The 23,709-nt window shown below is 30.0% G+C and carries 21 protein-coding genes and 1 pseudogene; 7 read left to right on the forward strand and 15 right to left on the reverse strand.

The features are described 5' to 3' along the window. Positions 1-3 precede the first annotated feature (3 nt). The 4 genes from sucC to AJN56_RS02580 all read right to left on the reverse strand — a co-directional run bounded on the left by sucC (position 4) and on the right by AJN56_RS02580 (position 6,958). A complete protein-coding gene (sucC, locus tag AJN56_RS02565) occupies positions 4-1,167 on the reverse strand; it encodes an ADP-forming succinate--CoA ligase subunit beta (RefSeq protein ID WP_002869310.1) in 1,164 nt (387 codons plus the stop codon). Then, positions 1,168-2,070 (reverse strand): malate dehydrogenase, encoded by a 903-nt coding sequence (locus AJN56_RS02570; RefSeq protein ID WP_002854883.1) that lies wholly within the window; start codon positions 2,068-2,070, stop codon positions 1,168-1,170. After that, positions 2,067-4,271: an NADP-dependent isocitrate dehydrogenase gene (locus tag AJN56_RS02575; protein WP_002869311.1), complete on the reverse strand. Its 2,205-nt coding sequence runs from the start codon at positions 4,269-4,271 to the stop codon at positions 2,067-2,069. The genes AJN56_RS02570 and AJN56_RS02575 overlap by 4 nt, the downstream gene beginning before the upstream one ends. A 116-nt stretch (positions 4,272-4,387) precedes the next feature. Beyond that, positions 4,388-6,958, reverse strand: a complete 2,571-nt coding sequence (locus AJN56_RS02580; RefSeq protein WP_002869312.1) for a DUF3971 domain-containing protein — start codon at positions 6,956-6,958, stop codon at positions 4,388-4,390. On the opposite strand from AJN56_RS02580, the gene mltG reads away from it, so the two are divergent. The 5 genes from mltG (at position 6,873) to AJN56_RS02605 (ending at position 11,007) form a co-directional block, all read left to right on the forward strand. After that, positions 6,873-7,874, forward strand: coding sequence for an endolytic transglycosylase MltG (gene mltG / locus AJN56_RS02585; RefSeq protein WP_002880964.1), 1,002 nt, complete (start codon positions 6,873-6,875; stop codon positions 7,872-7,874). The genes AJN56_RS02580 and mltG overlap by 86 nt on opposite strands. Before the next feature lie 79 nt (positions 7,875-7,953). Continuing rightward, positions 7,954-8,385 carry a flagellar basal body rod protein FlgB gene (flgB, locus tag AJN56_RS02590; RefSeq protein ID WP_002854879.1) on the forward strand — a complete coding sequence of 144 codons (432 nt, stop codon included), beginning with the start codon at positions 7,954-7,956 and terminating at the stop codon, positions 8,383-8,385. A 9-nt stretch (positions 8,386-8,394) separates the two neighbouring features. After that, positions 8,395-8,889: a flagellar basal body rod protein FlgC gene (flgC, locus tag AJN56_RS02595; RefSeq protein WP_002856822.1), complete on the forward strand. Its 495-nt coding sequence runs from the start codon at positions 8,395-8,397 to the stop codon at positions 8,887-8,889. Positions 8,890-8,895: 6 nt separating this feature from the next. Beyond that, positions 8,896-9,192 carry a flagellar hook-basal body complex protein FliE gene (gene fliE, locus AJN56_RS02600; protein ID WP_002856884.1) on the forward strand — a complete coding sequence of 99 codons (297 nt, stop codon included), beginning with the start codon at positions 8,896-8,898 and terminating at the stop codon, positions 9,190-9,192. Between the two features lie 6 nt (positions 9,193-9,198). After that, on the forward strand, positions 9,199-11,007 hold the full coding sequence (locus AJN56_RS02605; RefSeq protein WP_002856744.1) for a peptidoglycan D,D-transpeptidase FtsI family protein: 1,809 nt from the start codon (positions 9,199-9,201) through the stop codon (positions 11,005-11,007). Here the strand turns inward: AJN56_RS02605 and AJN56_RS02610 are convergent. From AJN56_RS02610 to AJN56_RS02660, 11 genes and pseudogenes are all read right to left on the reverse strand, one after another. Further along, positions 11,004-12,773 (reverse strand): Na/Pi cotransporter family protein, encoded by a 1,770-nt coding sequence (locus tag AJN56_RS02610; protein ID WP_002869313.1) that lies wholly within the window; start codon positions 12,771-12,773, stop codon positions 11,004-11,006. The genes AJN56_RS02605 and AJN56_RS02610 overlap by 4 nt on opposite strands. 3 nt (positions 12,774-12,776) lie before the next feature. After that, positions 12,777-13,211 carry a hypothetical protein gene (locus AJN56_RS02615; protein ID WP_002856797.1) on the reverse strand — a complete coding sequence of 145 codons (435 nt, stop codon included), beginning with the start codon at positions 13,209-13,211 and terminating at the stop codon, positions 12,777-12,779. Further along, positions 13,211-13,528 carry a rhodanese-like domain-containing protein gene (locus AJN56_RS02620; protein WP_002854907.1) on the reverse strand — a complete coding sequence of 106 codons (318 nt, stop codon included), beginning with the start codon at positions 13,526-13,528 and terminating at the stop codon, positions 13,211-13,213. The genes AJN56_RS02615 and AJN56_RS02620 overlap by 1 nt, the downstream gene beginning before the upstream one ends. After that, on the reverse strand, positions 13,525-15,351 hold the full coding sequence (gene htpG, locus AJN56_RS02625) for a molecular chaperone HtpG (protein WP_002869314.1): 1,827 nt from the start codon (positions 15,349-15,351) through the stop codon (positions 13,525-13,527). The genes AJN56_RS02620 and htpG overlap by 4 nt, the downstream gene beginning before the upstream one ends. Positions 15,352-15,422: 71 nt before the next feature. Further along, on the reverse strand, positions 15,423-15,791 hold the full coding sequence (gene crcB, locus AJN56_RS02630) for a fluoride efflux transporter CrcB (RefSeq protein ID WP_002858490.1): 369 nt from the start codon (positions 15,789-15,791) through the stop codon (positions 15,423-15,425). Next, the gene (locus AJN56_RS02635; RefSeq protein WP_002858620.1) at positions 15,785-16,477 is read right to left on the reverse strand and encodes a lysophospholipid acyltransferase family protein; all 693 of its coding nucleotides are present in this window, start codon (positions 16,475-16,477) and stop codon (positions 15,785-15,787) included. The genes crcB and AJN56_RS02635 overlap by 7 nt, the downstream gene beginning before the upstream one ends. Further along, complete coding sequence (locus tag AJN56_RS02640) at positions 16,458-17,654, reverse strand: SH3 domain-containing protein (RefSeq protein ID WP_002869315.1); 1,197 nt, start codon at positions 17,652-17,654, stop codon at positions 16,458-16,460. The genes AJN56_RS02635 and AJN56_RS02640 overlap by 20 nt, the downstream gene beginning before the upstream one ends. After that, a pseudogene (gene purQ, locus AJN56_RS02645) lies at positions 17,626-18,298 on the reverse strand (phosphoribosylformylglycinamidine synthase I). The gene AJN56_RS02640 and the pseudogene purQ overlap by 29 nt, the downstream one beginning before the upstream one ends. Before the next feature lies 1 nt (position 18,299). Continuing rightward, the gene (gene purS, locus AJN56_RS02650) at positions 18,300-18,545 is read right to left on the reverse strand and encodes a phosphoribosylformylglycinamidine synthase subunit PurS (protein ID WP_002857003.1); all 246 of its coding nucleotides are present in this window, start codon (positions 18,543-18,545) and stop codon (positions 18,300-18,302) included. A gap of 8 nt (positions 18,546-18,553) precedes the next feature. Beyond that, on the reverse strand, positions 18,554-19,264 hold the full coding sequence (purC, locus tag AJN56_RS02655; protein WP_002854922.1) for a phosphoribosylaminoimidazolesuccinocarboxamide synthase: 711 nt from the start codon (positions 19,262-19,264) through the stop codon (positions 18,554-18,556). 1 nt (position 19,265) lies between these two features. Beyond that, positions 19,266-20,600, reverse strand: coding sequence for a S41 family peptidase (locus AJN56_RS02660; RefSeq protein ID WP_002869317.1), 1,335 nt, complete (start codon positions 20,598-20,600; stop codon positions 19,266-19,268). Positions 20,601-20,717: 117 nt separating this feature from the next. Between AJN56_RS02660 and AJN56_RS02665 the strand changes: the two genes are divergently transcribed. Together AJN56_RS02665 and AJN56_RS02670 are read left to right on the forward strand one after the other, a co-directional pair. Beyond that, a complete protein-coding gene (locus tag AJN56_RS02665) occupies positions 20,718-21,008 on the forward strand; it encodes a metal-sensing transcriptional repressor (RefSeq protein WP_002859054.1) in 291 nt (96 codons plus the stop codon). 111 nt (positions 21,009-21,119) lie between these two features. Next, a complete protein-coding gene (locus AJN56_RS02670; RefSeq protein ID WP_009882250.1) occupies positions 21,120-23,693 on the forward strand; it encodes an ATP-dependent Clp protease ATP-binding subunit in 2,574 nt (857 codons plus the stop codon). Positions 23,694-23,709: the final 16 nt, after the last annotated feature.

Here is a 23,709-nt window from a genome sequence, read left to right on the forward strand (position 1 = left end):
TCCTTATCCTACTAAACTTTTTACAAGCTCTGCACCGTTTTTAAGATTGGTTGCTGCTTTGATATTTTTAAGATTTGAATTATCTAAAATTGTCTTTGCTTCTGCTGCATTAGTGCCATCAAGACGCACTACGATAGGAATGTTCACCTCAACATTTTTAGTTGCCTCCAAAATACCATTTGCGATTCTATCACAACGAACAATACCACCAAAAATATTGATAAATATTACTTTAACATTTTTATCTCTTAAAATGATTTCAAAAGCTTTTGCAACTGTTTCAGCAGATGCGCCACCGCCCACATCTAAGAAGTTTGCAGGTTTTGCACCACTATAATTGATAATATCCATTGTTGCCATAGCAAGTCCTGCACCATTTACCATACAAGCAACATCACCGTCTAATTTTACATAACTTAAACCAAATTCAGCTGCTTCTCTTTCAGCAGGATTTTCTTCTGTGATATCTCTAAGTTCGGCAATCTCTGGATGGCGATAAAGTGCACTGTCATCAAAACTACATTTTGCATCAAGAGCGTAAAAATCTCCTTCTGCAGTTTTAATTAAAGGATTGATTTCAAGCATATTCATATCTTTATCCATATAAAGCTTATAAAGTTTTGCTATCATAGAAATAAGTTTTTTGCTTTCATCTTTATCTAATCCTAAAACCTTTGCCACTTCAAGACCATGAAACATTTTAAAGCCAATTTGTGGATCAATGCCTACTTTTGCGATTTTTTCAGGGCTTTCTTTAGCCACTTTTTCTATATCCATCCCCCCTTCACTTGAAGCAATGATTGTAATTTGTTCTGCCATTCTGTTAAATAAAATAGCCAAATAATATTCTTTTACTATATTTGCACCACTTTCTATATAAAGTTTTTGCACGAGCTTACCTTCAGGTCCTGTTTGATGAGTTACTAAATTCATTCCTAAAATTTTACTTGCATAATCTTTTACCTCATCTAAATTTTTAGCGATTTTAACACCACCGCCAAGACCACGACCACCTGCATGGATTTGAGCTTTCACAGCCCAAACGCTACCGCCTAATTCTTTAGCATTAGCCACAGCTTCATCTACGCTAAATGCAACTTTTCCCTTTAAGGTAGGGATGCTATTGTCTGCAAAAATTGCTTTTGCTTGATACTCATGTATGTTCATTTATTCTCCTTTATATTGATATTTGATTAAAGATTTTTCTAATTTGTCTTTTTCTTGCAAACTAAGATCCATTTTCATGATTTCAATCACACCTTCAAGTCCTAATCTTGCCATAACTCCTAAGGCTTTGTTTTGCACTCCAAATTCCCCATGTAAAATCACACTCATAGGTAAAAACTCGCCACTTCTTATGGACTCAAGCATTCTTATACAAGCACTAGCAGGGGCTAAATAAGCTGAAGTTTTAAGATGTTTGATTACTTTAGCTCCACCTGTTTTTACTTCATTTTCTAAATCATCAAATTCTTCTTCATTTAAAAATTCGCTTATATTTTTATTTTTAACACTTGCGTAAGATTTTACCAAAACCATATCATCATTATGAAAACCAATAAGTCTTGTATCCACACTTGACATTTTGACATTAAGTTTTTTGGCAAGCTCATACTTAAATCTTGCATTGTCTAAAACTCCCGCCATGGCTATAATTTTCTTTGATGAAAAAATCCCGCTTTCATAAAGAGTATTAAGTAGAAAATCCACAGGATTAGTTAAAATAATAAAAAGCGGATCTTCTGTAAAATCTTTAATTTTTTTAGCACAATCAAGCATAATGCTTGTATTCAACTGAAGCAATTCTTCTCTACTTTGCCCATCTTTTCTAGCAAAACCTGCACTAAAAAGCACTATATCTGAATTTTTGGTATGAGTATAATCTTTAGCGCAAAGTAAATCTATATTTAAATTTAAAGCAGCTATGCTTTGAGTAAGTTCTAGTTCTTTTGCATAAAGCAAATCCTCATTGATATCTACTAAAACAATTTCATTTGCTATTTCTCTTAAAATCAAAGCATAAGCTACGCTTGAGCCCACATTGCCAGCCCCTATAACAGTGATTTTCATCTTTGTCCTATTTTTTCTAAAATAGCGTTAAAAGTTGCACTTGGACGCATGATTTTATTTGCTTTTTCATCATCAAATTTATAATACCCACCCAAATCCACTTTCACACCTTGTGCATTGTTAAATTCGGCTCTGATTTTTTCTTCATTAGAAGAAAGCTCTAGGGCAATATCTTTAAAAAAGCTTTGAAGCTCCATATCACTTGCCTGTCTTGCTAAATGATTTGCAAAATACATTGCTAAGTAAAAATGACTTGTTCTATTGTCATCTTCTTTAACTTTTCTTGATGGAGCTTTATTATTTTCAAGCCATTCGCCTATAGCCTCATCAAGACATTCTGCTAAAACCTTAGCTTTATGATTACTGCACTTATTTGCATAAAATTCCAAACTTGCTTGCAAAGCCAAAAATTCACCCAAACTATCCCAACGCAGATGATTTTCTTCGACTAATTGTTCTACTTGTTTAGGTGCTGAACCCCCTGCTCCTGTTTCAAACATAGCTCCACCCTTTAACATAGGCACAACAGAAAGCATTTTTGCACTTGTTCCAAGCTCTAAAATAGGAAAAAGATCGGTTAAATAATCCCTTAAAACATTACCCGTGATAGAAATAACATCTTTACCTTCTCGGATTAACTCTAAACTTCTTAAACAAGCTTCTTTTGGAGTTAAAATGGCTATATTTTTACCCTTTTCTTTTAAACGATTTTGTACCAAAGTTATCATGATTTTATTACTAGCTCTTTTGCTATCTAACCAAAAAATAGCTTCGGCTCCACTAAGTTCTGATCTTTCTATACCTAAATCAATCCAATTTAACACCGCATCAAATTTAGCCTGATTAGCTCTATAAATATCACCTTTTCTAACCTTATGTTCTAATAAAACTTTACCGTTAGAAACTATTTTAAAAGTTCCTTCTTCTTTAGCCACAAAGGTTTTATCGTGCGAGCCATATTCTTGAGCCTTTTTAGCCATTAAACCTACATTAGATACACTGCCAAGTTTTGAAGGATTTAAAGTGCCATTTTTATGTAAATCTTCAATAACCGCCTCATAAATAGTCGCGTAAGTTTGATCAGGAATTACGGCATTTGTGTCCTTTTCCTTACCTTCCTTATCCCACAATCTTGCGCCATTTTTAAGCATTGCAGGCATAGAAGCATCCACAATAACATCGCTTGGAACATGAAGATTTGTAATGCCTTTATCGGAATTTACCATAGAAATATCAGCAGATTTAGCTAAAATTTCATTGTATTTTTTTAGAATTTCATCTTTTTTGCTTGAATTTTCGATCTTACTTAAAAGCTCACTTAAACCATTATTTGGATTAATGCCTAATTTTTCAAATTCATCTTGAAACTCGATAAATAATTCTTTAAAAAATACTTTTACCGCATAACCAAAAAGTATAGGATCACTTACTTTCATCATTGTAGCTTTTAAATGCAAAGAAAAAAGCACATCATCATCTTTGCTTGCTTTAATTTCTTTTGCATAAAATTCCTGAAGTTTTTGCACATCCATAAAAGTAGCGTCTAAAATTTCATTTTTTTCAAGTTTTAAGCCCTCTTTTAAAATTTCATTTTTACCATCAACGCTTGTAAATTCTATATTAGCCACACAATCTTGATCGATTAAAACCGCTTTTTCATTAGAGAAAAAATCCCCTTCTTTCATGTAAGAAACACGAGTTTTTGAGTTTGGATTAAACTCAACCACACGATAAGGATTGTTTTTTGCATAGTCTTTTACCGCTTTTGTTGAACGACGATCTGAATTTCCTTGTCTTAATACAGGATTAACCGCTGAACCTAAAACTTTTTGATATTTTGTTTTAATTTGCAATTCTTCATCATTTTTTGGCTCATCTGGGTAATTTGGTAACATATAACCCTTATCTTGCAATTCTTTAATCGCCGCCTTAAGCTGAGGAATAGAAGCTGAAATATTTGGGGTTTTAATAAGATTTGCATCCGATCTTTTGACAAGCTCGCCTAAAAGCTCTAAAGCATCTTCACATCTTTGCTCCTCTTTTAAATACTCACTAAAAGTAGCTAAAATCCTTCCAGATAAAGAAATATCCGAGGTTTTTACTCCTATATGTGCCCTACTTAAAAAAGCTTTCACTATAGGCAAAAACGAATAAGTCGCAAGAGCTGGGGACTCATCTGTTAAGGTATAAGTAATTTGCATTTTTAGTCCTTTAAAATACTTATTTTTATTTTCATTTTTAAGTATATTACAAATAAAAAAAAATGCAAGAGTAAGTTTAAAGTTTGTTTTAGTTTTCAAACAAACTTTAAATATTTTTAATTAAGTAAATTAGCAGGAAGTTGTATGATATTTTTAATAAGATTAAAAGGGGTTTTTAGAGTATCTGTTAAAATTTCGGTATGAAATTTAGGGTCATCTATACTTCCATCTATTTTTAAGTTTGTGCTAATTTCTTGATTTTTACCTAAAATTACATAATTTAAAATTGGAACCTTGGATATAGCTTCTGAAGCTGATTTTAAAGTTTTAAGCTCTAAACTAAAATCCACTGTATTTAATCTTAAATTTGCTGATCCTAAACCATATATATCTACACTATCGCCGTTTAAATTAATAGCCAAAACACTTAAAAGATCTTTTTTTCTATTAAAAATAATCTTTCCATCATGTAGGCTTAAACCTTTTTGATTAAAAGTTGGAGATTTAAACATCAATAAACTTGGTACAGTATCGATAAAGGAAATAAGCTGATTTATACCTCTTAAATCCTTCACATAAGTATTTTTAAAATCGATCTGTCCATCAAAATACTCCAATCCACTTCCTTTTATACTTAAGTTAAACACTCCATCTTGAACAGCTTGTTTTTGTAAAAACTCATTTAAATAATTATCATCAATATTGCTAACGTTTAAATTTAAATCATTAGAAGAATAATAAAGATCAAATTTTGCATTTCCTCTAGAACCTTTAAGATCCAAAGCATTACCTTTTAAATCAGCCTCTACCCTATCAAAAGCCAAAGTTTTATTAGAATCTGGCAAAATTAAAGCTACATTTGCTCCACCAAAACTAATATTTTGGGTATTAGTAGAAATATCAAATGTTGAATTTGAAGAGTTGGAATCTTTTTTATAAATATAACTTAAATTTTTCAAATGAATTTCTTTATTATCAGAACTTATTTTAGCACTTGCCGTATCACTTTGAGTATGAATTTCCATAATGCCCTTATTTTTTACAATATCAAAGCTATCATTTTCATAAGGAGTTTGACCGTTGATAAGTAAATTATTTTTAAAATAAGCATCATTAACGCTTGCATTAAAATCTTCAAAATTTAAAGTTTTATAATAAACATTTTTAGCATCAATAAACCCAAACTTTTTAAGTAATGGAGAAAATGAAAATAAAATCTTAGGATTATTAAGATTAGCCTCAAGTCCATCTTTAAAATTTAAAATCAAATTCCACTGAGGAATGCTAATGTTAACATTTTGCGAATAATCTAATTTTACTTCTGCATTTTGATTTTTTAAATCTAAAAGCTCCCCATTGTCAAAATAAAGCCTTGAAATCTGAGTATTGAAATTTCCTTGTTGTTTTTGCAAGTCAAATTTAGCATTAAAATCAGCCTCTAAAAAGCCATTTTTAACACTAGCATTTTCTATATTTAAATCATTTTGATTTAATTTTACAAATGCTTTTGTAATATTAAAATCAGCCAAAGAAATACTAGCATTCTCTAAAGCTAAAATACCACTATAAGAAATTTCACCCTTATCATGAAAATCAATTTTAAGCTCTAAATCACTTTTAATTTTTCCGCTTTTTTGATAAAAAGGTAATGAAAAATGATAATCCTCTAAAGCTTTAGCAAGTTTTTCGTCAAATTTTAGATTATCAGACTTAATGCGCAAATAAATCCCAGCTTTTTTTTCATCAAACAAATCATATAGATAAACCTTACTAGAACTTAAATCAGCACCATTATAGAAAGCTTTATTAAAGACAAAATCAAGCTTTTGTTTGTTTAAATTTAAATCGAGTTTTGGAATTTCAATAGCATTCATTTTATCATCCAAACGAACTTTGACATTATTAACATAACCTGATGCGCTAATATTGTCTAAATAATAATTATCTTTAGTAAAATCTATAAAGCCCTGCAAATAATCTAAATGATAAAATTCTCCCTTAGCCCTATATGCTACCCAAAGATTTAAACTCTGCGGAAGTTCTATTCTTTTATTAACTCTTTTAAAAATTTCCGTAATATTTCTAATGTTTAAATCTTCTATTTTATAAGCTAAATTTTTATCTTTGTAAGAAATACTTGCGTTAAAGTCAAATAATTCTCCACTTGCTCTACCTTGAAAATAATAAAACTCGCTCTTAGTATTGATACTTAAATTTCCATCAATATTTAAATCATAATCTTTTAATAAAAGTTTTTTAATATCAGCTATAAGTTCTTTATTTTGACGCTGCAATGTTAATTTTAAAAATAACAAATCATTATCTATAAAAAATTCATTATCTTTAAATAAAATACGCACATGATTATCTTTTATATTTAAATTTTGTATATCAATCTCTTCAACAAAAGTATATAGATATTTTAAATTTTTTGTTATTTTTAAAATCTCTGTTGAAGCATTATCAGAAGAGTGAGTTTGTGATGAAATTTCGGAATTTTGAGTCTCATTTATAGTGATATTTTTTGCTCGTACAATTAATTTTTTATCTAATTTAATATATAATTGTTCCAATTTTAAAAAATCAAATTGGATACTAGAGATGACAATCCCATTTTTAAGCACTATAAACAAAGCTAATATAAGCACAACAAAAAATACAACAATATATAAAATTTTCTTTTTCATACGCAACTTCTTTTTGATATTTATTTTGGGGATTTTTTATTATCTAACTCAGCCTTTAAAAAGCAATTCTGTGGTATTTATTCCCCAAGGTTCAATTTCTCAAATTATAACATATTTAAAGCAAAATAAATATCAGATGAGTAGTATTGATAAATATATTTTATTTTTTTTAGGACACCCTCAATCAGGCTGGATCAACATAGGTACAAAAGATTTAAATAGGGCTGAATTTCTACATAAACTCACTATTGCTAAAGCAGCACTTCAAACCATTACTCTTATCCCAGGAGAAACAAGCGTAATCTTTTTAGAACAAGCAGCCAAACAACTTGAACTTGATAAAGATATGCTTTTAAAAGAATTTCAAGCTCAAGCTCCTTATGATGAAGGAGTTTTTTTACCAGAAACTTATAAAATCCCAAAAGGCATTACAGAAAATCTACTCATTCAAATGCTTTTAAACCATGCTGAAATTTCCAATAAAAAAACTTCTGAGAAAATTTTTGGTGATTATAATCCAAAAAAATGGCACCAATATATCATCATCGCTTCTGTAATACAAAAAGAAGCTGCTAATGACAATGAAATGCCTATAGTTGCAAGCGTAATCTATAATCGACTTAAAAAAGGTATGAAGCTTCAAATGGATGGAACTTTAAATTATGGAATTTACTCCCATGTAAAAGTTACCCCACAAAGAATAAGACAAGATAATAGCTCTTATAATACCTATAAATTTACAGGATTGCCTAAAGAAGCGGTTTGTAATGTTTCTTTAGCTGCTATTCGTGCAGCTATTTTTCCTTTAAAGACAGATTATTTATATTTTGTGCGTGATAAAAACACTGGAGTTCATATTTTTAGCACAAATATAGATGATCACAATAAAGCCATAAATTTACAAAAAGGAAAATAATTTTGATATTTTTGTACAAAATAGTTAAATTGGAACAGTATTTGCTTGTTAATATTAAAAATTATAAAAAGGATAAAAAATGATTAACCCATTTAAATCAAAAGAACTGGTCACTGGTGCTTTAGCGGGTAGAAATCTAAGAAATCAACTCATCAATGCCAATCTTGCAAATGTTGATACTCCTTTTTATAAAGCAAGAGATATTGAATTTGAAACAGCTTTGGTAAATCGTGCAAATGAAATTTTCAAAAAAAATGATAATAAAGAATTGCAATTAGCCGTAACTGAAGAAGGGCATCAAAAACCTTGGAAATTCCCTGATCCTAGTAAATCTACTATTTACTTAAGAGATGGTCATTTAGCAAGAAATGATGCAAATACTGTTGATCTAGATGTAGAAACCACAGAAATGAGTAAAAATACAGTTATGATAACAGCTCTTGATGGAGTTTTAAGAAGACAAAGCAATATCTTTAGTTCTATACTTGATGCAAGCTCTAAATTAAGTTAAAGGTAAATTATGGCATACTTAAGTGATTTTGATATTAGTGGTTATGGTTTAAGTGCTCAACGTTTTAGAATGAATGTTATTAGCTCTAATATAGCTAATGCAAATACTACAAGAACAGCTGAAGGTGGGCCTTATAGAAGACGCGAAGTGATCTTTAAAGCAACAGATTTTGATAAGCTTTTAAATGAGCAAATTAACAAAGATAATAATTTTTTAAAATATGAAAATCCTTTAAATGATCCAAGTTCGCCAGAAGAAGCTAAACCTCCTATTCAAAGTGTTGTAGTGGATAAAGTGGTCAGAGATGACAAAGATTTTCGTATGAAGTATGATCCAAGCCATCCTGATGCAAATGCTGAAGGTTATGTAGCGTATCCAAATGTAAACCCTGTCATTGAAATGGCAGATTTGATTGAAGCTACAAGAGCTTATCAAGCCAATGTAAGCGCTTTTACAAGTGCAAAAACTATAGCTCAAAGTGCGATTGATTTATTAAGAGGATAATAAAAAATGAACAATATTAATGATTTAAGATTAAATAATAATATTTCAAATACCAACAAAAGTCAAAATTCCACAGGAATTGGTGATGAATTTGCCAAGATGCTTAAAAATGAAATCGATGATTTAAATAAAGCACAAGAAAGTGGAGAAGCTGCAATGACAGACATTGCCACAGGACAAGTAAAAGATTTACATCAAGCAGCTATAGCTATCACTAAAGCTGAAAGCAGTATGAAATTTATGCTAGAAGTAAGAAATAAAGCGATCAGTGCTTATAAAGAAATCACAAGAACTCAAATTTAAACCCTAATGCAAGAATATAAAAAAAATAGGGTTTCAAAAGTTGCCTTTGCCTACTGCATGGCACTTTTGTTTATGATTATTTTTATCAGCTCTACTTTTTTTCTTACATCAAAACGTCATATACCTAACACTGAAAAAGATCAATACGCTCTTGCTCTAAGAGGATCGATTATAACTAAAGATAATTTTACTATCACAAGTTCTAAACAAATTTATCGTGCTGAAATTGATCTTAGAAGTATTAACAAAGATAAATTTGATCTATTTTTAAAGCTTTTTCAAATTTATAGTGGGATAAGTAACGATCAAGTAGCAGATATTAAAAAAAGAATGCAAAATCAAAAAAAACGCTCTTATAATTTTGTTCTTTTGCAAAACTTAGATTCCAAGCAAGCAAGCTATCTTAAAGACCTTGCTAAAAAACTTTATATACAAGGTTTTTTCAAAGCTTTTACAAACAACTCTGGAAGAGTTGAAACAAGAGGATTAAATATCATCGAACATGAAGAAGATAGAATTTACATGTCAAAAGATTCTTTTACTCCTATTATCGGTTATACCAAAATGATATTAGATCCAGAAAGTGGAATTTTAAAAAATATAGGAGTTAAAGGTTTAGAAAAATACTACGATGAATGTCTAAGTCCTGTTCAAAATGAAAAAATTCAAGGACTTAAAGATATAGGTGGAAATATTATTTTAAATCTAAATTCACTACAACAAAAAAAGATCAATGGTTGTGATTTATATTTAAATCTTTCTTTAAAACTGCAAAAAAGTATAGAGAAAGCTATAGATCAAAGAAATGAGGATTTAAAAGCCAATGAAATCATCGTTGGGGTAATGGAAAGCAAAACAGGAAGAATTTTAGCTCTAGCAAGCTCAAGGCGTTATGACCCACAAAATCGCGGAAAGGATCTATCAGTTCTTAATGCAAGCGCTATAGAATACGGCTATGAAGCAGGTTCTGTTATCAAACCTTTTATCTTTACAACAGCCTTAAGACTTGGTAAAATAAAAATGGATGAAGTGATTAATACTTATGGCGGTTCTTACAAGCTAGGACGTTTCACCATCAAAGACGATCACAAAATGGACAAAATGACTATGGAGGAAGTTATAAGATATTCTTCAAATATAGGCATGATACAAATTGCTAAAAGACTTAACAATATAGAAATCGTATCAGGACTTAAAATATTTAAATTTGGCGAAAAAAGTGGTATTGATCTACCCTATGAACAAAAAGGAGAAATTCCAAATCCTAAGCGCTTAAGAGATATAGAAAAATCTGTTTTAAGTTATGGTTATGGACTTAAAACAACCTTTATGCAACTCCTTGCAGCTTATAATGTTTTCAACAATGATGGGTTTTATATCACACCACGTTTAGCTGAAAAATTCTATCAAAATGGACGCTTTACAAATCTTGATGATGATGTAAAAAAAGAAAAAATTCTTTCTAGCGAAGCCGCTAAAACGATGCAAAATGTTCTTATAAATGTTATAGAAAAAGGAACAGGAAAAAAGGCAATTACACAAGGTATTATTGCAGGAGGTAAAACAGGAACGGCAAGAATAGCCGAAAGACAAGGTTACACCTCAAATCGCTACAATGCTTCCTTTTTTGGTTTTGCAAATGATTTAAATCACGCCTATACCATAGGAGTTCTCGTAAGACATCCTACTAAACCTTATAGTTATTATGCTGCACAAAGTGCTTTGCCTATGTTTAAAGATGTTGTTGATATTTTAATCAATGAAGAATTTCTAACGCCTATACAAGACAATAACCAAACTAGCACAAACAACTAGTTTGATATATCTTTAGAAAATATCACCTCAACAGCACCTATAAGTTCTTCGGCAATCTTAGCAGCAAAAGTTGTATCATTAAGTATTGAAATTCCTTCAGCTGTTGTGATTTTTCTTACTGAAATAAGATGTTCAACATTGCTCAAGGTTAAAGTATCGATTTCTTTTAAAATTTCTTTTCCTTTTTGAAGATTTTTAATAATCAAATAAAGCTTTTCACGATCTTCAACAACTCTAAGCTCTTCGATACTTCTTAAAAGCTCTCCTAGATTCGATCTAATTTTATTATACTCTAAAGCCAAAAATTCATTAGAAGAACTAGAATATTTCTTAATATTTGCTTGGATAATTTTTAAATTTTTAGTTGTTTCGGCTAAATTTTTAGCTGCCATCTTAAAGGTAAAAATTTTATGATTCTTTGTTTCATCGTTAATATAAACTTGTGCTTTAGTTGAAAAATCGATAATAGCTTCAAAAAGAACCTTTATCCTAGTTTGATACAAATAGTCCAAATCCACATTTTTACTAAACCACTTTTTATTTTCTAAAATTTCTTTAAAACTTTTATCACTTTGTATATCTTTACGACTAAAACCTATAGCATGAGCAACAATTGCATAGGTATTGTTATAAAGATGCTCGCTTTCTTTCCTTAAAGATTCGATGGCTGTGTCACTAAACTTAACCAAACTACTATCAAGATATAAAGGCTTGTCTTTATTCTTATCTTTAGGAGCTTTTACTATCTTATTTAAAAAAAGAACAATTTGAGGAGTAAAGAATGAAAAAAGCACAACACCAATTAAATTAAACAAAGTGTGAAATAATGCTACTTTCAAAGCTATATCTTCTATGTTTAATACAATGGATAAAAAATTAAGAAAATGTATAAAATAAGGAAAAATAAGCACTATTAAAAAAGCTATACCAAAATTAAAAATACAATTTGCAAACGCTAATTTCTTTCCTTCAATATTGGTACTTAAAGAAGCTAAAACAGCCGTTACAACTCCTCCAACACTAGTACCTAAAGTTGCTGCTAAGGAATTTTCCAAACTGATTTGTCCTGCAAGTAAAGCAGCGACAATAATAGCCATTGTAGCTGTGCTTGATTGTATAACTCCTGTAAGCAAAGCACCTAATCCTAAAAAAACAAAAACTCCTTTAAACCCAGCAAAATCAAAACGAGAAAGATCAATTATATGTTTAAAATTTTCAAAACCACTTTTAATATAATCCACACCCAAAAAGAAAAATCCTATACCAATAAAAATATTACCTAAACCTTTTAAAACACTATCTTTTTGAAAGAAAAATAATACTCCAATAATCAAAAGTGGGATAGCTAGCATTGAAATTTTAATATTTGTCAAACCAACAATCAGCCAAGAACTTGCCGTATTTCCTAAATTTGCTCCAAAAATAATCCCTATGCCCGCACCCAAAGAAATAAGCCCTGCGCTCAAAAAAGAAATCGTAATAATAGAAACTAAAGTTGAAGATTGCATAATTAAAGTACTTAAAGTACCAAAAAGTATACTTTTTATCTTTGTATCGGTTGACTTCGCTAAAATTTTTTCAAGCAAACCACCACTAAAAGCTTTAAAACCTATACCTAAATTAGTCATTCCAATAAGAAGTATTGCCACTCCTGCTAAAAGATTGGCAAGCTCGTCATAACGAATTAAAATAAAAATCAGAACTAAAGTAAAAATACTCCATGAAATAAATTTAAAATATTTTAAAGAATTTCTTTCCTCTTGCAATGCCTAACCTTTTAGTTTTTCAAATTCATTCATCAGAAATTCTCTTAAAATTTCGGCTTCTTCTTCGCCTTTTTCTAGATACTCAAGCAATAAATTTTCTAATTCCTTTAAAAAAGAAAAAAGTTCATTTTGCCAGATACTATCGTTTTTATTGCTCAAATTCATGGTTTGTATGAAAGTTAATTCCCTGCTTAAATCCCCAAGTTTTTCTAAAAATTCATCTTTTTGATCAGAAATTTTTAATGCTAAATTAGCATTTTGGACATTTTCTTTAAATTCTCTGATTTTTTCATCGATTAAATCACAAAATTTCGGATAAATATCCATTTTAATAGGCTCTAAAAGGGTTCGCTCATCTATATTTAAAGTAAGCTTTTTAACAGCAAAATAAAGAGCTAAAAAAGACAAAGCTGCTATGAGTAAATAAATTCCTAGCATTAATAACCCTTAAGGGCTAGCATTCCGCCATCTAAATTGATGCTTTCAAGTCCCAATTTTTCGGCTATAAACTCAGCTGCAACCATGCTTCTATGGCCACTACGACAAATAAAAGCAAGTTTTTTATTTTCATCTCTTTTGCTTTGAAATTCATCTAAAAATTTAGCATTTAAAAGCCCTTGATTATCATATAAAGCCACACATTGTGCATTAGGTAAAACACCTTCTTCCCATTCTAAAGGAGTACGCACATCAAAGATTTGATATGCGTTTAAATCTTGCTTTGTCCAAAGACTTGCAGGGATATTTTCTATCATGAAAAAGCCTTATTGATGATTTTTGTAAGGCTTGCATTAAATTCAGCAGGATTGTCCACGCCCATACCTTCGCTTAGTTTTGCCATATTTAAAACTAGGGTTGCTATATCTGCACTAAAGCTTTCGTTGTTTTTAAGACCTGTAAAAATAGCGTGTTTTGGATTGATTTCTAAAATAGGTTTGAAATTTTGCTCTTGACCCATTTGTTTTAAGAGTTGTTGCATAGCAAAATCAGGTTTATTTTTATCATAAACTATACAACTTGGGCTATCTTTCAAACGACTGGTTAGTCTTACATCTTCAACTTGATCTTTTAGAAGTTCTTTAAATTTAGCTACAAGTGGAGCAAAGGTATTTTTTTCTTCATCACTTAGTTCATTTTTATCTTCTACTTGATTGATAGCTACAAATTTCAAACCTTCAAATTCTAGCATAGGAGTTACCAAAGAATCAATCTCATCATCCATGAGTAAAACTTCTATATTTTTTTGTTTATACTCTTCAAGCAAAGGAGAGGTTCTTAATAAACTTTCATTATTTCCTGCTATATAAAAAATTTCCTTTTGTTCGCCTTGAAGGTCATTTTTATACTCCTCTAAAGAGCGTAAATTTTCACCTTTAGTGCTTTTATAAAGCATGAGTTTTAAAAGACTATCTTTTTCTCCGCCAAAACCATAAAGTCCTTCTTTTAATACCTTGCCAAAGGTTTTAAAGAAAGATAAGTATTTTTCTTTATCATTGTTTTTAAGTTTTTCAAGTTCACCTAAAATCTTTTTAACGCTAGCTTCTTTAACACCTTTTAAAATTTGATTTTCTTGTAAAATTTCACGGCTTACATTAAGTGGTAAATCTTCTACATCGATAATCCCCCGCACAAAACGCAAATAAGTTGGTAAAAGTTCTTTATCGTCATCGCTGATAAATACGCGTTTTACATAAAGTTTTAAGCCACTTTGATAATCCACACGGAATAAATCAAAAGGTGCATTTTGTGGTATGAAAAATAAAGAATTGTATTCTAATTTTCCTTCACTTTTAGTGTGAAGATAAAGTAAAGGTTTGTTTGAATCATGAAAATTTTGCTCATAAAATCTTTCATAATCTTCTGCTTTAAGGCTTGATTTTTGCATTCTCCATAAAGCATTGGCTTTATTGATTTGAGAAATTTTAAGTTCAGTTTTCCCTTCTTCTTCGCCTTCTTTAGCAGGAGTAAATTCTTCTTTTTCCATGAAAATTGGAAATTGAATGTGATTAGAGTATTTTTCTATAATGCTTTCGATTTTATAAGCATTAGCAAACTCATCATCTTTTAAATATAAAGTAATGCTTGTTCCTTGTTCTTCTTTGTTTGCGTCATCAATCTCATAACCATTTGCATCAGAACTCCAAAGATAAGCTTTATCATCTAAAGCTTTTTTACTTAAAACTTCGATTTTACTAGCCACCATAAAAGCAGAATAAAAACCTACTCCAAATTGTCCTATGAGTTGAGAATCTTTTTTAGCATCACCGCTTAAATTTTCTAAAAAGCTTTTAGTACCGCTTTTTGCTATGGTTCCAAGGTTGTTGATAAGATCATCTTTATCCATACCTATGCCATTATCACTAATACTTAAAGTTTTTTTATCTTTGTCAATTTTGATTTCAATTTTAGGTTCGAATTTTAAGCTTTTATATTTATCATCACTTACGCTTAAAAAATTAAGCTTGTCTAAAGCATCGCTTGCGTTTGAAATAAGTTCTCTTAAAAAAATTTCTTTATTAGAATATAAAGAGTGTATCATAAGCTGTAAAAGCTGATTAACTTCAGTTTGAAATTGCATTTTGATTCCTTTGTAATTTTTTAAAGTGGTATTTTAGCAAAAAATACAAATTCTAAAGTAAATTTAAAGATTTATTTGAAAATTAAAAAGCCAAGCCATGCGGCAAATAAGCAAAGAAAGACATTTAAGATAATATTTAACGCAAAATGAAGATAATTTCCACTTTGCAAAAGAAGTAAATTTTGATAAGAAAAAGTAGAAAAAGTTGTAAAAGCTCCTAAAAAACCTGTACTTATAAAGCTTTTAAGTAAAGGAGATAAACCTTTATTTTGTGCATAAGAAAACAAAAGTCCTATGATAAAAGAACCCAAAACATTTACAAAAAGAGTTCCAAAGCTGATAGAATAAGGAAAAAATTTATTCACTAAATTTATAGAAAGCATTCTTAATATTGCTCCTATAAATCCCCCAAAACCAACTACTAAAAGAGTGTTTAACAAAGCTTAGCTCTTTCTTGATCGAGTAATTCTTGCATTTTTTTTCTGGTGTTTTCAAGCCATTTTTCATCATTTGTATCGACTAAATCCATACAAATGATTTTAAGTACTCCGCTGCTTGCACTAAAACTTTTTGTGTCTAAAATTTTTGCAGAATCCACAATTAAAATGGGTTGAACTTTAAGATTTAATTTTTCACTTAAAATTTTTGCTCCACTTTGAAATTTAAGCATTTTTTCATTTTTAGATCTAGTTCCTTCTGGAAAAATAGCTAAAACCCTATCTTCACTAATTCTTTCTTTTGCTTCTTTTAAAACTCGCACCAAATCACGCGGATTTTTTCTATCTATACAAAGAAGTTTTGGTTTTTTCATAGCAACTTTGAAAATAGGAATTTCTCCTAATTCTTTTTTGGCAATCCAGCATAAATTTTTAGGATATAATTCTTCTAAAGCGATGATATCTAAAGCACTTTGATGATTCATTAAAATCATCTGAGCTTGTGGATTAAAAGTACCAATGATTTCTTGTTTATAAGAGATAGTATATCTTTGAAATTTAGCCCAAATTTTGCGAATTTTCCAAAGTGTGTTTTGAGATTTTGTAAAGCAAAAACAAAAAATCACCAAAGCAACACTTAAAACAAAAAAAATCCAAAAATAAAGAGCTTTAATTTTTTTGTAAATCATCTTTATTAACCCAACCTATTTTTCCATCAGAAAACAATACTTTAATATAATTTTGTCTTTTGCCCAAAACTTCTACTTTTTCATCTGCATTTGCCGTATAAAAATAAGTTGAAGGCTCTGTAGGTAAAATTTTAGCCCTAGAACCAGCCTTGATAATTGCATTTTGAGTATTGGTATCTACAAGAAAACTAAGTGCAAAACAAACAACTGCCAAAGCCAGAATAATGTAATTTTTTCTCCATACAAATAAAACTCCAAATAAAACCGCTAAAAACCACAAAGCATATTGTTTATAAATATTTAAGTCTTTATTTACAGGATTTAAATCACTCTGAGTACTAATCTCATCGTCACTAATTTTTAATTTTAAATTTATATTTTCAAGCTTTTTACTGTCCTTATTGAAATACGAAAATTCAAAATTTGTTTTACTTAATGGCAAAATAGCATAATAAAAAGCGCTAGAAGCATTAAAATCCCCTTTTAAATTTTCAATACCTTGCTTTTGAATTCCTTCTATAAAAAAGCTTTTAAGATTTGTATTGGTTGCGTTTAGTTCTACCATCATAATGATATTAGCATCATCAAAATAACTCGCTTTAACTTTTTTAATTTCCAAAGAACTTGCCACAAGGTGTGAAAAATCTTTATTGAATAAAGTATTTTCAAATTTGATAGGATTAAGATTGATATCAGCCTCTTGAAAAGCTTCATTATTTCTAAGAAGTTTGATAGAAATTTTACTCAAACTAGCATTTGAATTTTTGGCTTCAAACCATAAAGTTGTTTTATATTCATTGTTGATAAATTCCCATTTTGCATCTGGATTCAAAAAAGATAAGTTAGTTTTTTCTACGCTTATGTTGAAATCAAATTTTGTATTTTCCGTAGTGCGAGCATAGATCGTAATAGGAAAAACTTCTCCAACATATACCTTACTTGGATATTCATCATTTGTAAGAACCAAACTCCCTTTGGCTACAAAAGGATCGTCTACATTGCTTTCAAAGTCATTGTTTTCATCACTTGGCGGAATATTTTGATAAATTTTTTGTTCTTCTTGGGGTAATTTTTGTAATTCTTTTTGCATATTTTCATCTTGGCCACTAAATACAGAAATTTCACCTCTGCCAAACAATACAACAACACTAAAAATTAAAGTTAATAAAATTTTCAAAATAAAAAACCTTTAAGCATTTTTAAACCTACATCATTGCCTAGAATTTTTTCACAAGCACGCTCAGGATGTGGCATAAGTCCAAAGATTTTTTTGTTTTCATCACAAATTCCTGCGATATCAAATACAGAACCATTTGGATTTGGCTCGTATTTTAAAGTAATAAGATCTTTATCTTGCAATTCTTTTAAAGTAGTCTCATCAGCGTAATAATTTCCCTCTCCATGGGCAATTGGTAAACTAATAATTTCATCTTTTTTGAAATTTTTCAAAAAGGCATTATCATTAGAAACCACTCTTAAACTTTGGTTTTTTGAGATAAAGCTAAGATTGTTGTTATGCTTCATTGCACCTTTTAAAAGACCACTTTCAAGTAAAATTTGAAAACCATTACAAATACCTAAGATATATCCTCCTTTTTTTGCATGATTAAAAACACCTTGCATAGCAGGAGCAAGTTTTGCAATAGCTGCGCATCTTAGATAATCTCCATAAGAAAATCCTCCTGGTAAAACAACTAAATCTGCATCAAATTCTTTTTCTTCATGCCAAACAATCTGCGTTTTTACTCCAAGTTTTTCAAAGGCATAAGCTGTATCAATTTCACAATTTGTCCCCGGAAATCTAATAATAGCAACTTTCATTTTACTCTTTCTCAATTACAAGCTCATAATCTTCAATGACGCTATTTACCAACAACTCTTCACACATTTTTTTTACTTGTTCTTTGGCTAATTTTTCATCTTTCTCATCAAGAGAAATTTTGATTTGTTTTGCTATTTTTACTTCTTTAACACTATTAAAATTTAAAGAATGTAAAGCTTTTTCCACCGCTTTACCTTGTGGATCTAAAACCCCATTTTTTAAAGAAATATTTACAATAACTTCCATATTTTTCCTTAATTTAATATTCTTTTTAAAACTTCTTCATAAGCCATTTTTACATTACCTAGATCTTGACGAAATCTATCTTTATCTAATTTTTCATTGCTAAATTTATCCCAAAATCTACAACTATCAGGGCTTATTTCATCAGCTAAAACAAGCTCATTATCTTTAGTTAAACCCAGTTCGATTTTAAAGTCAATCAGCCTTAAATTTTTATTATCAAAAAATGGAGTTAAAATAGAGTTAATCTTTCTAGCCATATTTTTAATTTCACTAATTTGAGCTTCATTTTGCACTAAATTTAAAATCAAACAATGCTCATCATTGATAAAAGGATCGCCTAAGGCATCATCTTTAAGACAAAATTCCACCAAAGCAAAAGGTAGCACAGTGCCATCTTTAATGCCCAGTCTTTTTGTAAGAGAACCTGTTGCAACATTGCGTACTATAACTTCAATAGGAACAATTTTACATTTTTTAACCACTTGTTCTGTATCGCTTATAGTTTCTACCAAATGAGTTTTAATCCCATTTTTTTCGAGCAAATGAAAAATTTCAGTACTGATTTTACAGTTTAATGCGCCTTTTCCACTTTCATTGCCTCTTTTTTCTGCATTAAAAGCAGTTAAATCATCTTTAAACTCACTAATTAGTAAATTTTCATCATCAGTTTTGAAAAGTTTTTTACCTTTTCCTTCGTAGAGCATTTCTTTTTTTGTCATTTTATTGTCCTTGTTTGATATTTAAAATTTTAATAGTATCAATAGCCGATTTTAACTGTGCGTCATCATTGATTTGTTTTTGACTGATTAGATTTTTATTGTCTTTATTTTCTTGTTTATCTTCTTTTTTATTTTTATCTATTTTTTCAAGCTCACTTTCTAAATGTTGTTTTAAGTCGCTTTCTTTTATAGAAAAACCATCTTCTTGAGTATTTACTTTACCTGGAAAAACTTCAATATCAGGTTTTACACCCACTGCTTGAATAGTACGTCCGCTTGGAAGATAATATCTTGCGATAGTAAGCCTTAAAGCTTCAGTTTTATTAATAGGTATGATTTGTTGAACACTACCTTTTCCAAAAGTATTCTCACCCACAATAACACCGCGTTTAAGATCTTGTAAAGCTCCACTTACGATTTCACTTGCACTAGCACTTCCACCATTTACAAGCACAGCCAAAGAAACATCAGAAATTTTGTTTTTAGGATCGGCTTTATATTCTTGATTTTCACTTGTGATGCGCCCTTTTTGAGAAACAATAACACCTTTATCTACAAATAAATTTACAAGTCCTATAGCTTGATTTAAAAGTCCACCAGGATTATTTCTAAGATCTAAAATAACCCCTCTAACATTAGGATATTTTTTAAGTTCTTTACTTGCCACATCTACAACATTTTTATCAAAATTTGTAACTCTAAGATAAAGAATGTTTTCATTTTCTATCATTTTTGCATAAACACTTTCTATCTTAATAATTTCTCTTGTAAGTGTAACATCAAAAGGTTTTGTTGCACCTTTTCTAAAGATGGTTAAAGTGATTTGAGTTTTTGGCTTACCACGCATTTTATCTACAGCATCATTGAGATTAATTCCCAAAGTGGCCTCATCATTAATTTTTAAAATAATATCTCCTGATTTTATCCCTGCTTTATCTGCTGGTGTTCCTTCTATAGGAGAAACAACTGTTAAAGCGCCATCTTTCATACCTACGGTTATACCAAGGCCACCAAATTCGCCATTGGTTTGAATTTTCATATCATTAAAATCTTTTTCATTTAAAAAAGAAGAATGCGCATCAAGATTGCTTAAAAGCCCTGATAAAGATTTATCCACCAAATCGCTGATATTTTGATCATCCACATAGTATTGCTCTATTATAGCAAGAGTTTTTGTAAGCTTATCTAAAGCTTCTAGGCGTTTTTGAACCTGCTCTTCTTTTTGATCAACTTTAGCTTGTAAATGACTTGTTAAAAATAGACATAAAATGAAAGTAGTGGCAAAGCCTGCAAGACCCGCAAAAAATCGTTTTGTTTTCAAAATAAGCTCCATCATTGAGTTTTAGTTTAAAGAGTAAATTTTAATAAAAATTGCTTAAAAATTCGTAAATAAATTTAAATTCTTAAAAATATGTTAAAATAGACTAAAAATTTCAAAAAGAAAGTTAATACAATGTGCCAAGAAAAACATACTCATACACATTCTCAAAAACATCTTAAAGCAGTTTGCAATCGTCTAAGTAGAACCATAGGACATTTAAGCGCTATTAAAAGAATGGTTGAAAATGACAAAGACTGTAGTGAAATTTTAATCCAGCTTGCTGCCGTAAAAGCCGAAGTTAACAATACTGCAAAAGTAGTTTTAAAAGAACATTTAGCTCATTGTATGGTACATGCTATAGAAGAAAATGATATTCAAAGTATAGAAGAATTAAACAAGGCTATAGATATGTTTATGAAATAATCTAAAATTAGTCATTTGTCCTATTATTTAAAAAATTTTACTCAATTAACTTGACATTATATGACTAAAGTTATATAATGTCAAGTATATAAACTAAATAAAGGATAAAACATGGCAAATATACAAGATTTTTTAACTGATAATATGCTTTCAAACCTTGAAAGTGCAGCATCTTTAGCTATACATTCTAAAAATACTGAAGTCGTACCTTTGCACCTTTTATGGGCTTTAAGCGTAGATAGTACAAGTATTTTAAATCAAATTTTAAATAAATTAAATATTTCTAAAGAAGCCTTAGAACTTGAAATTAAAAGCAGAATTTCAAAACTTGCAACGAGTTCAAATGTAAACCGTGAAAATATACGCTTTTCCAATGAACTTATAAATTCATTAGAAAATGCTAAAGGATTAATGAGTGCTAATGGAGATAGTTATTTAAGTGTGGATACTTGGCTTATAAGTGAAAGTCAAAAAAGTCCTATTAAAGAAATTTTGGCGCAATTTTTAGATTTAAGAGAATTTCAAAAAGAGCTTGAAAGTCTAAGAGCGGGACGAAAAATGGATAGCAAAACAAGCGATGAAACTTTAGATAGCTTAAATAAATTTGGTATAGATTTAACCTTAAAGGCAAGCGAGGGTAAACTTGATCCTGTTATAGGCAGAGAAGAAGAAATCGAACGTTTGATGCAAATTTTAATACGCAAAACCAAAAACAACCCTATACTTTTAGGTGAACCAGGCGTAGGAAAAACAGCTATAGTAGAAGCTTTAGCACAAAGAATTATTAAAAAAGATGTTCCAAAATCTTTGCAAAATAAAAAAGTCATCGCTCTTGATATGAGTGCTTTAATTGCAGGTGCAAAATACAGAGGAGAATTTGAAGATAGATTAAAAGCTGTGGTTAATGAAGTGATAAAAAGTGAAAATATCATTCTTTTTATCGATGAAATTCACACTATAGTAGGAGCTGGAGCGACTGAAGGCAGCATGGATGCGGCAAATATTTTAAAACCTGCTCTTGCAAGAGGTGAACTCCATACCATAGGCGCAACTACTTTAAAAGAATATCGTAAATATTTTGAAAAAGATGCAGCCTTGCAACGCCGTTTTCAACCTGTAAATGTAGGTGAGCCAAGTGTTAATGAGGCTTTGGCTATGTTAAGGGGTATAAAAGAAAAGCTTGAAATTCATCATAATGTAACCATAAATGATAGTGCTTTAGTAGCCGCAGCTAAACTTTCAAAGCGTTATATAACAGATCGTTTTTTACCTGATAAGGCCATTGATTTAATCGATGAAGCTGCAGCTGAACTGAAAATGCAAATTGAAAGCGAACCAAGTTCTTTAAGAAAAGTACGCAAAGATATAGAAACTTTAGAAGTTGAAAATGAAGCTTTAAAAATGGAAAATGATGAAAAAAATCAAAAAAGACTCGATGAAATCGCAAAAGAACTAGCTAATTTAAAAGAAAAACAAAATGCCCTAAATTCACAGTTTGAAAATGAAAAAAGTGTTTTTGATGGCATAAGTGCTAAGAAAAAAGAAATTGATCTGCTTAAAAATGAAGCTTCTTTGGCTAAAGCTAGAGGTGAATTTCAAAAAGCAGCCGAGCTAGAGTATGGAAAAATTCCAAGTCTTGAAAAAGAAGTAGAAATTTTAGAAGATAAATGGAAAAAAATGAGTGAAAATGGAGTTTTACTTAAAAATCAAGTGGATGAGGATTTGGTTGCTGGAATTTTAAGCAAATGGACGGGTATTAGCGTGCAAAAAATGTTAACTTCTGAAAAACAAAAATTCTTAGAAGTGGAAAAACATTTAAAAGAAAGTGTCATAGGACAAGATAAGGCCTTAAGTGCTTTAGCTAGAGCCATTAAACGTAACAAAGCAGGGCTTAATGCGGACAATAAACCTATAGGAAGCTTTTTATTTTTAGGGCCAACAGGGGTAGGAAAAACACAATCGGCTAAAGCTTTGGCAAAATTTTTATTTGATGATGAAAAAGCAATGATTCGCTTTGATATGAGTGAATTTATGGAAAAACATAGTGTTTCAAGACTCTTAGGTGCGCCTCCGGGATATATAGGACATGAAGAAGGTGGAGAGCTTACTGAAGCCGTACGAAGAAAACCTTATAGCGTGCTTTTGTTTGATGAAGTTGAAAAAGCACATAAAGATGTATTTAATGTGCTTTTAGGGATTTTAGATGATGGTAGAGCAACCGATAGCAAAGGTGTAACAGTGGATTTTAAAAATACCATTATCATTTTAACTTCTAATATCGCCTCAAGCGCCATTATGAATTTAAGCGGAAAAGAACAAGAAGATGCGGTAAAAAATGAGTTAAAAAATTTCTTTAAACCTGAGTTTTTAAACCGTTTAGATGATATTATCACCTTTAATCCACTTGGAAAAGATGAAGCTTATGAAATAGTCAAGCTTTTATTTAAAGATTTACAAATGAGCTTAGAAAACAAGGGAATAAAAGCAAGTTTAAGCGAAAATGCAGCCCTTTTAATCGCTAAAGATGGTTTTGACCCTGATTTTGGTGCTAGACCTTTAAGAAGAGCTATTTATGATCTTATAGAAGATAAATTAAGCGATATGATACTTGCTGATGAACTTCATGAAAATGATAGCATTATCATTGATGCAAAAGATGATGAAATAATCATCAAAAAAGCTTAATCATTTTGAAAGTAGA

Source organism: Campylobacter sp. BCW_4319, from assembly GCF_001764435.1.
Taxonomy (GTDB): Bacteria; Campylobacterota; Campylobacteria; order Campylobacterales; family Campylobacteraceae; genus Campylobacter_D; species Campylobacter_D jejuni.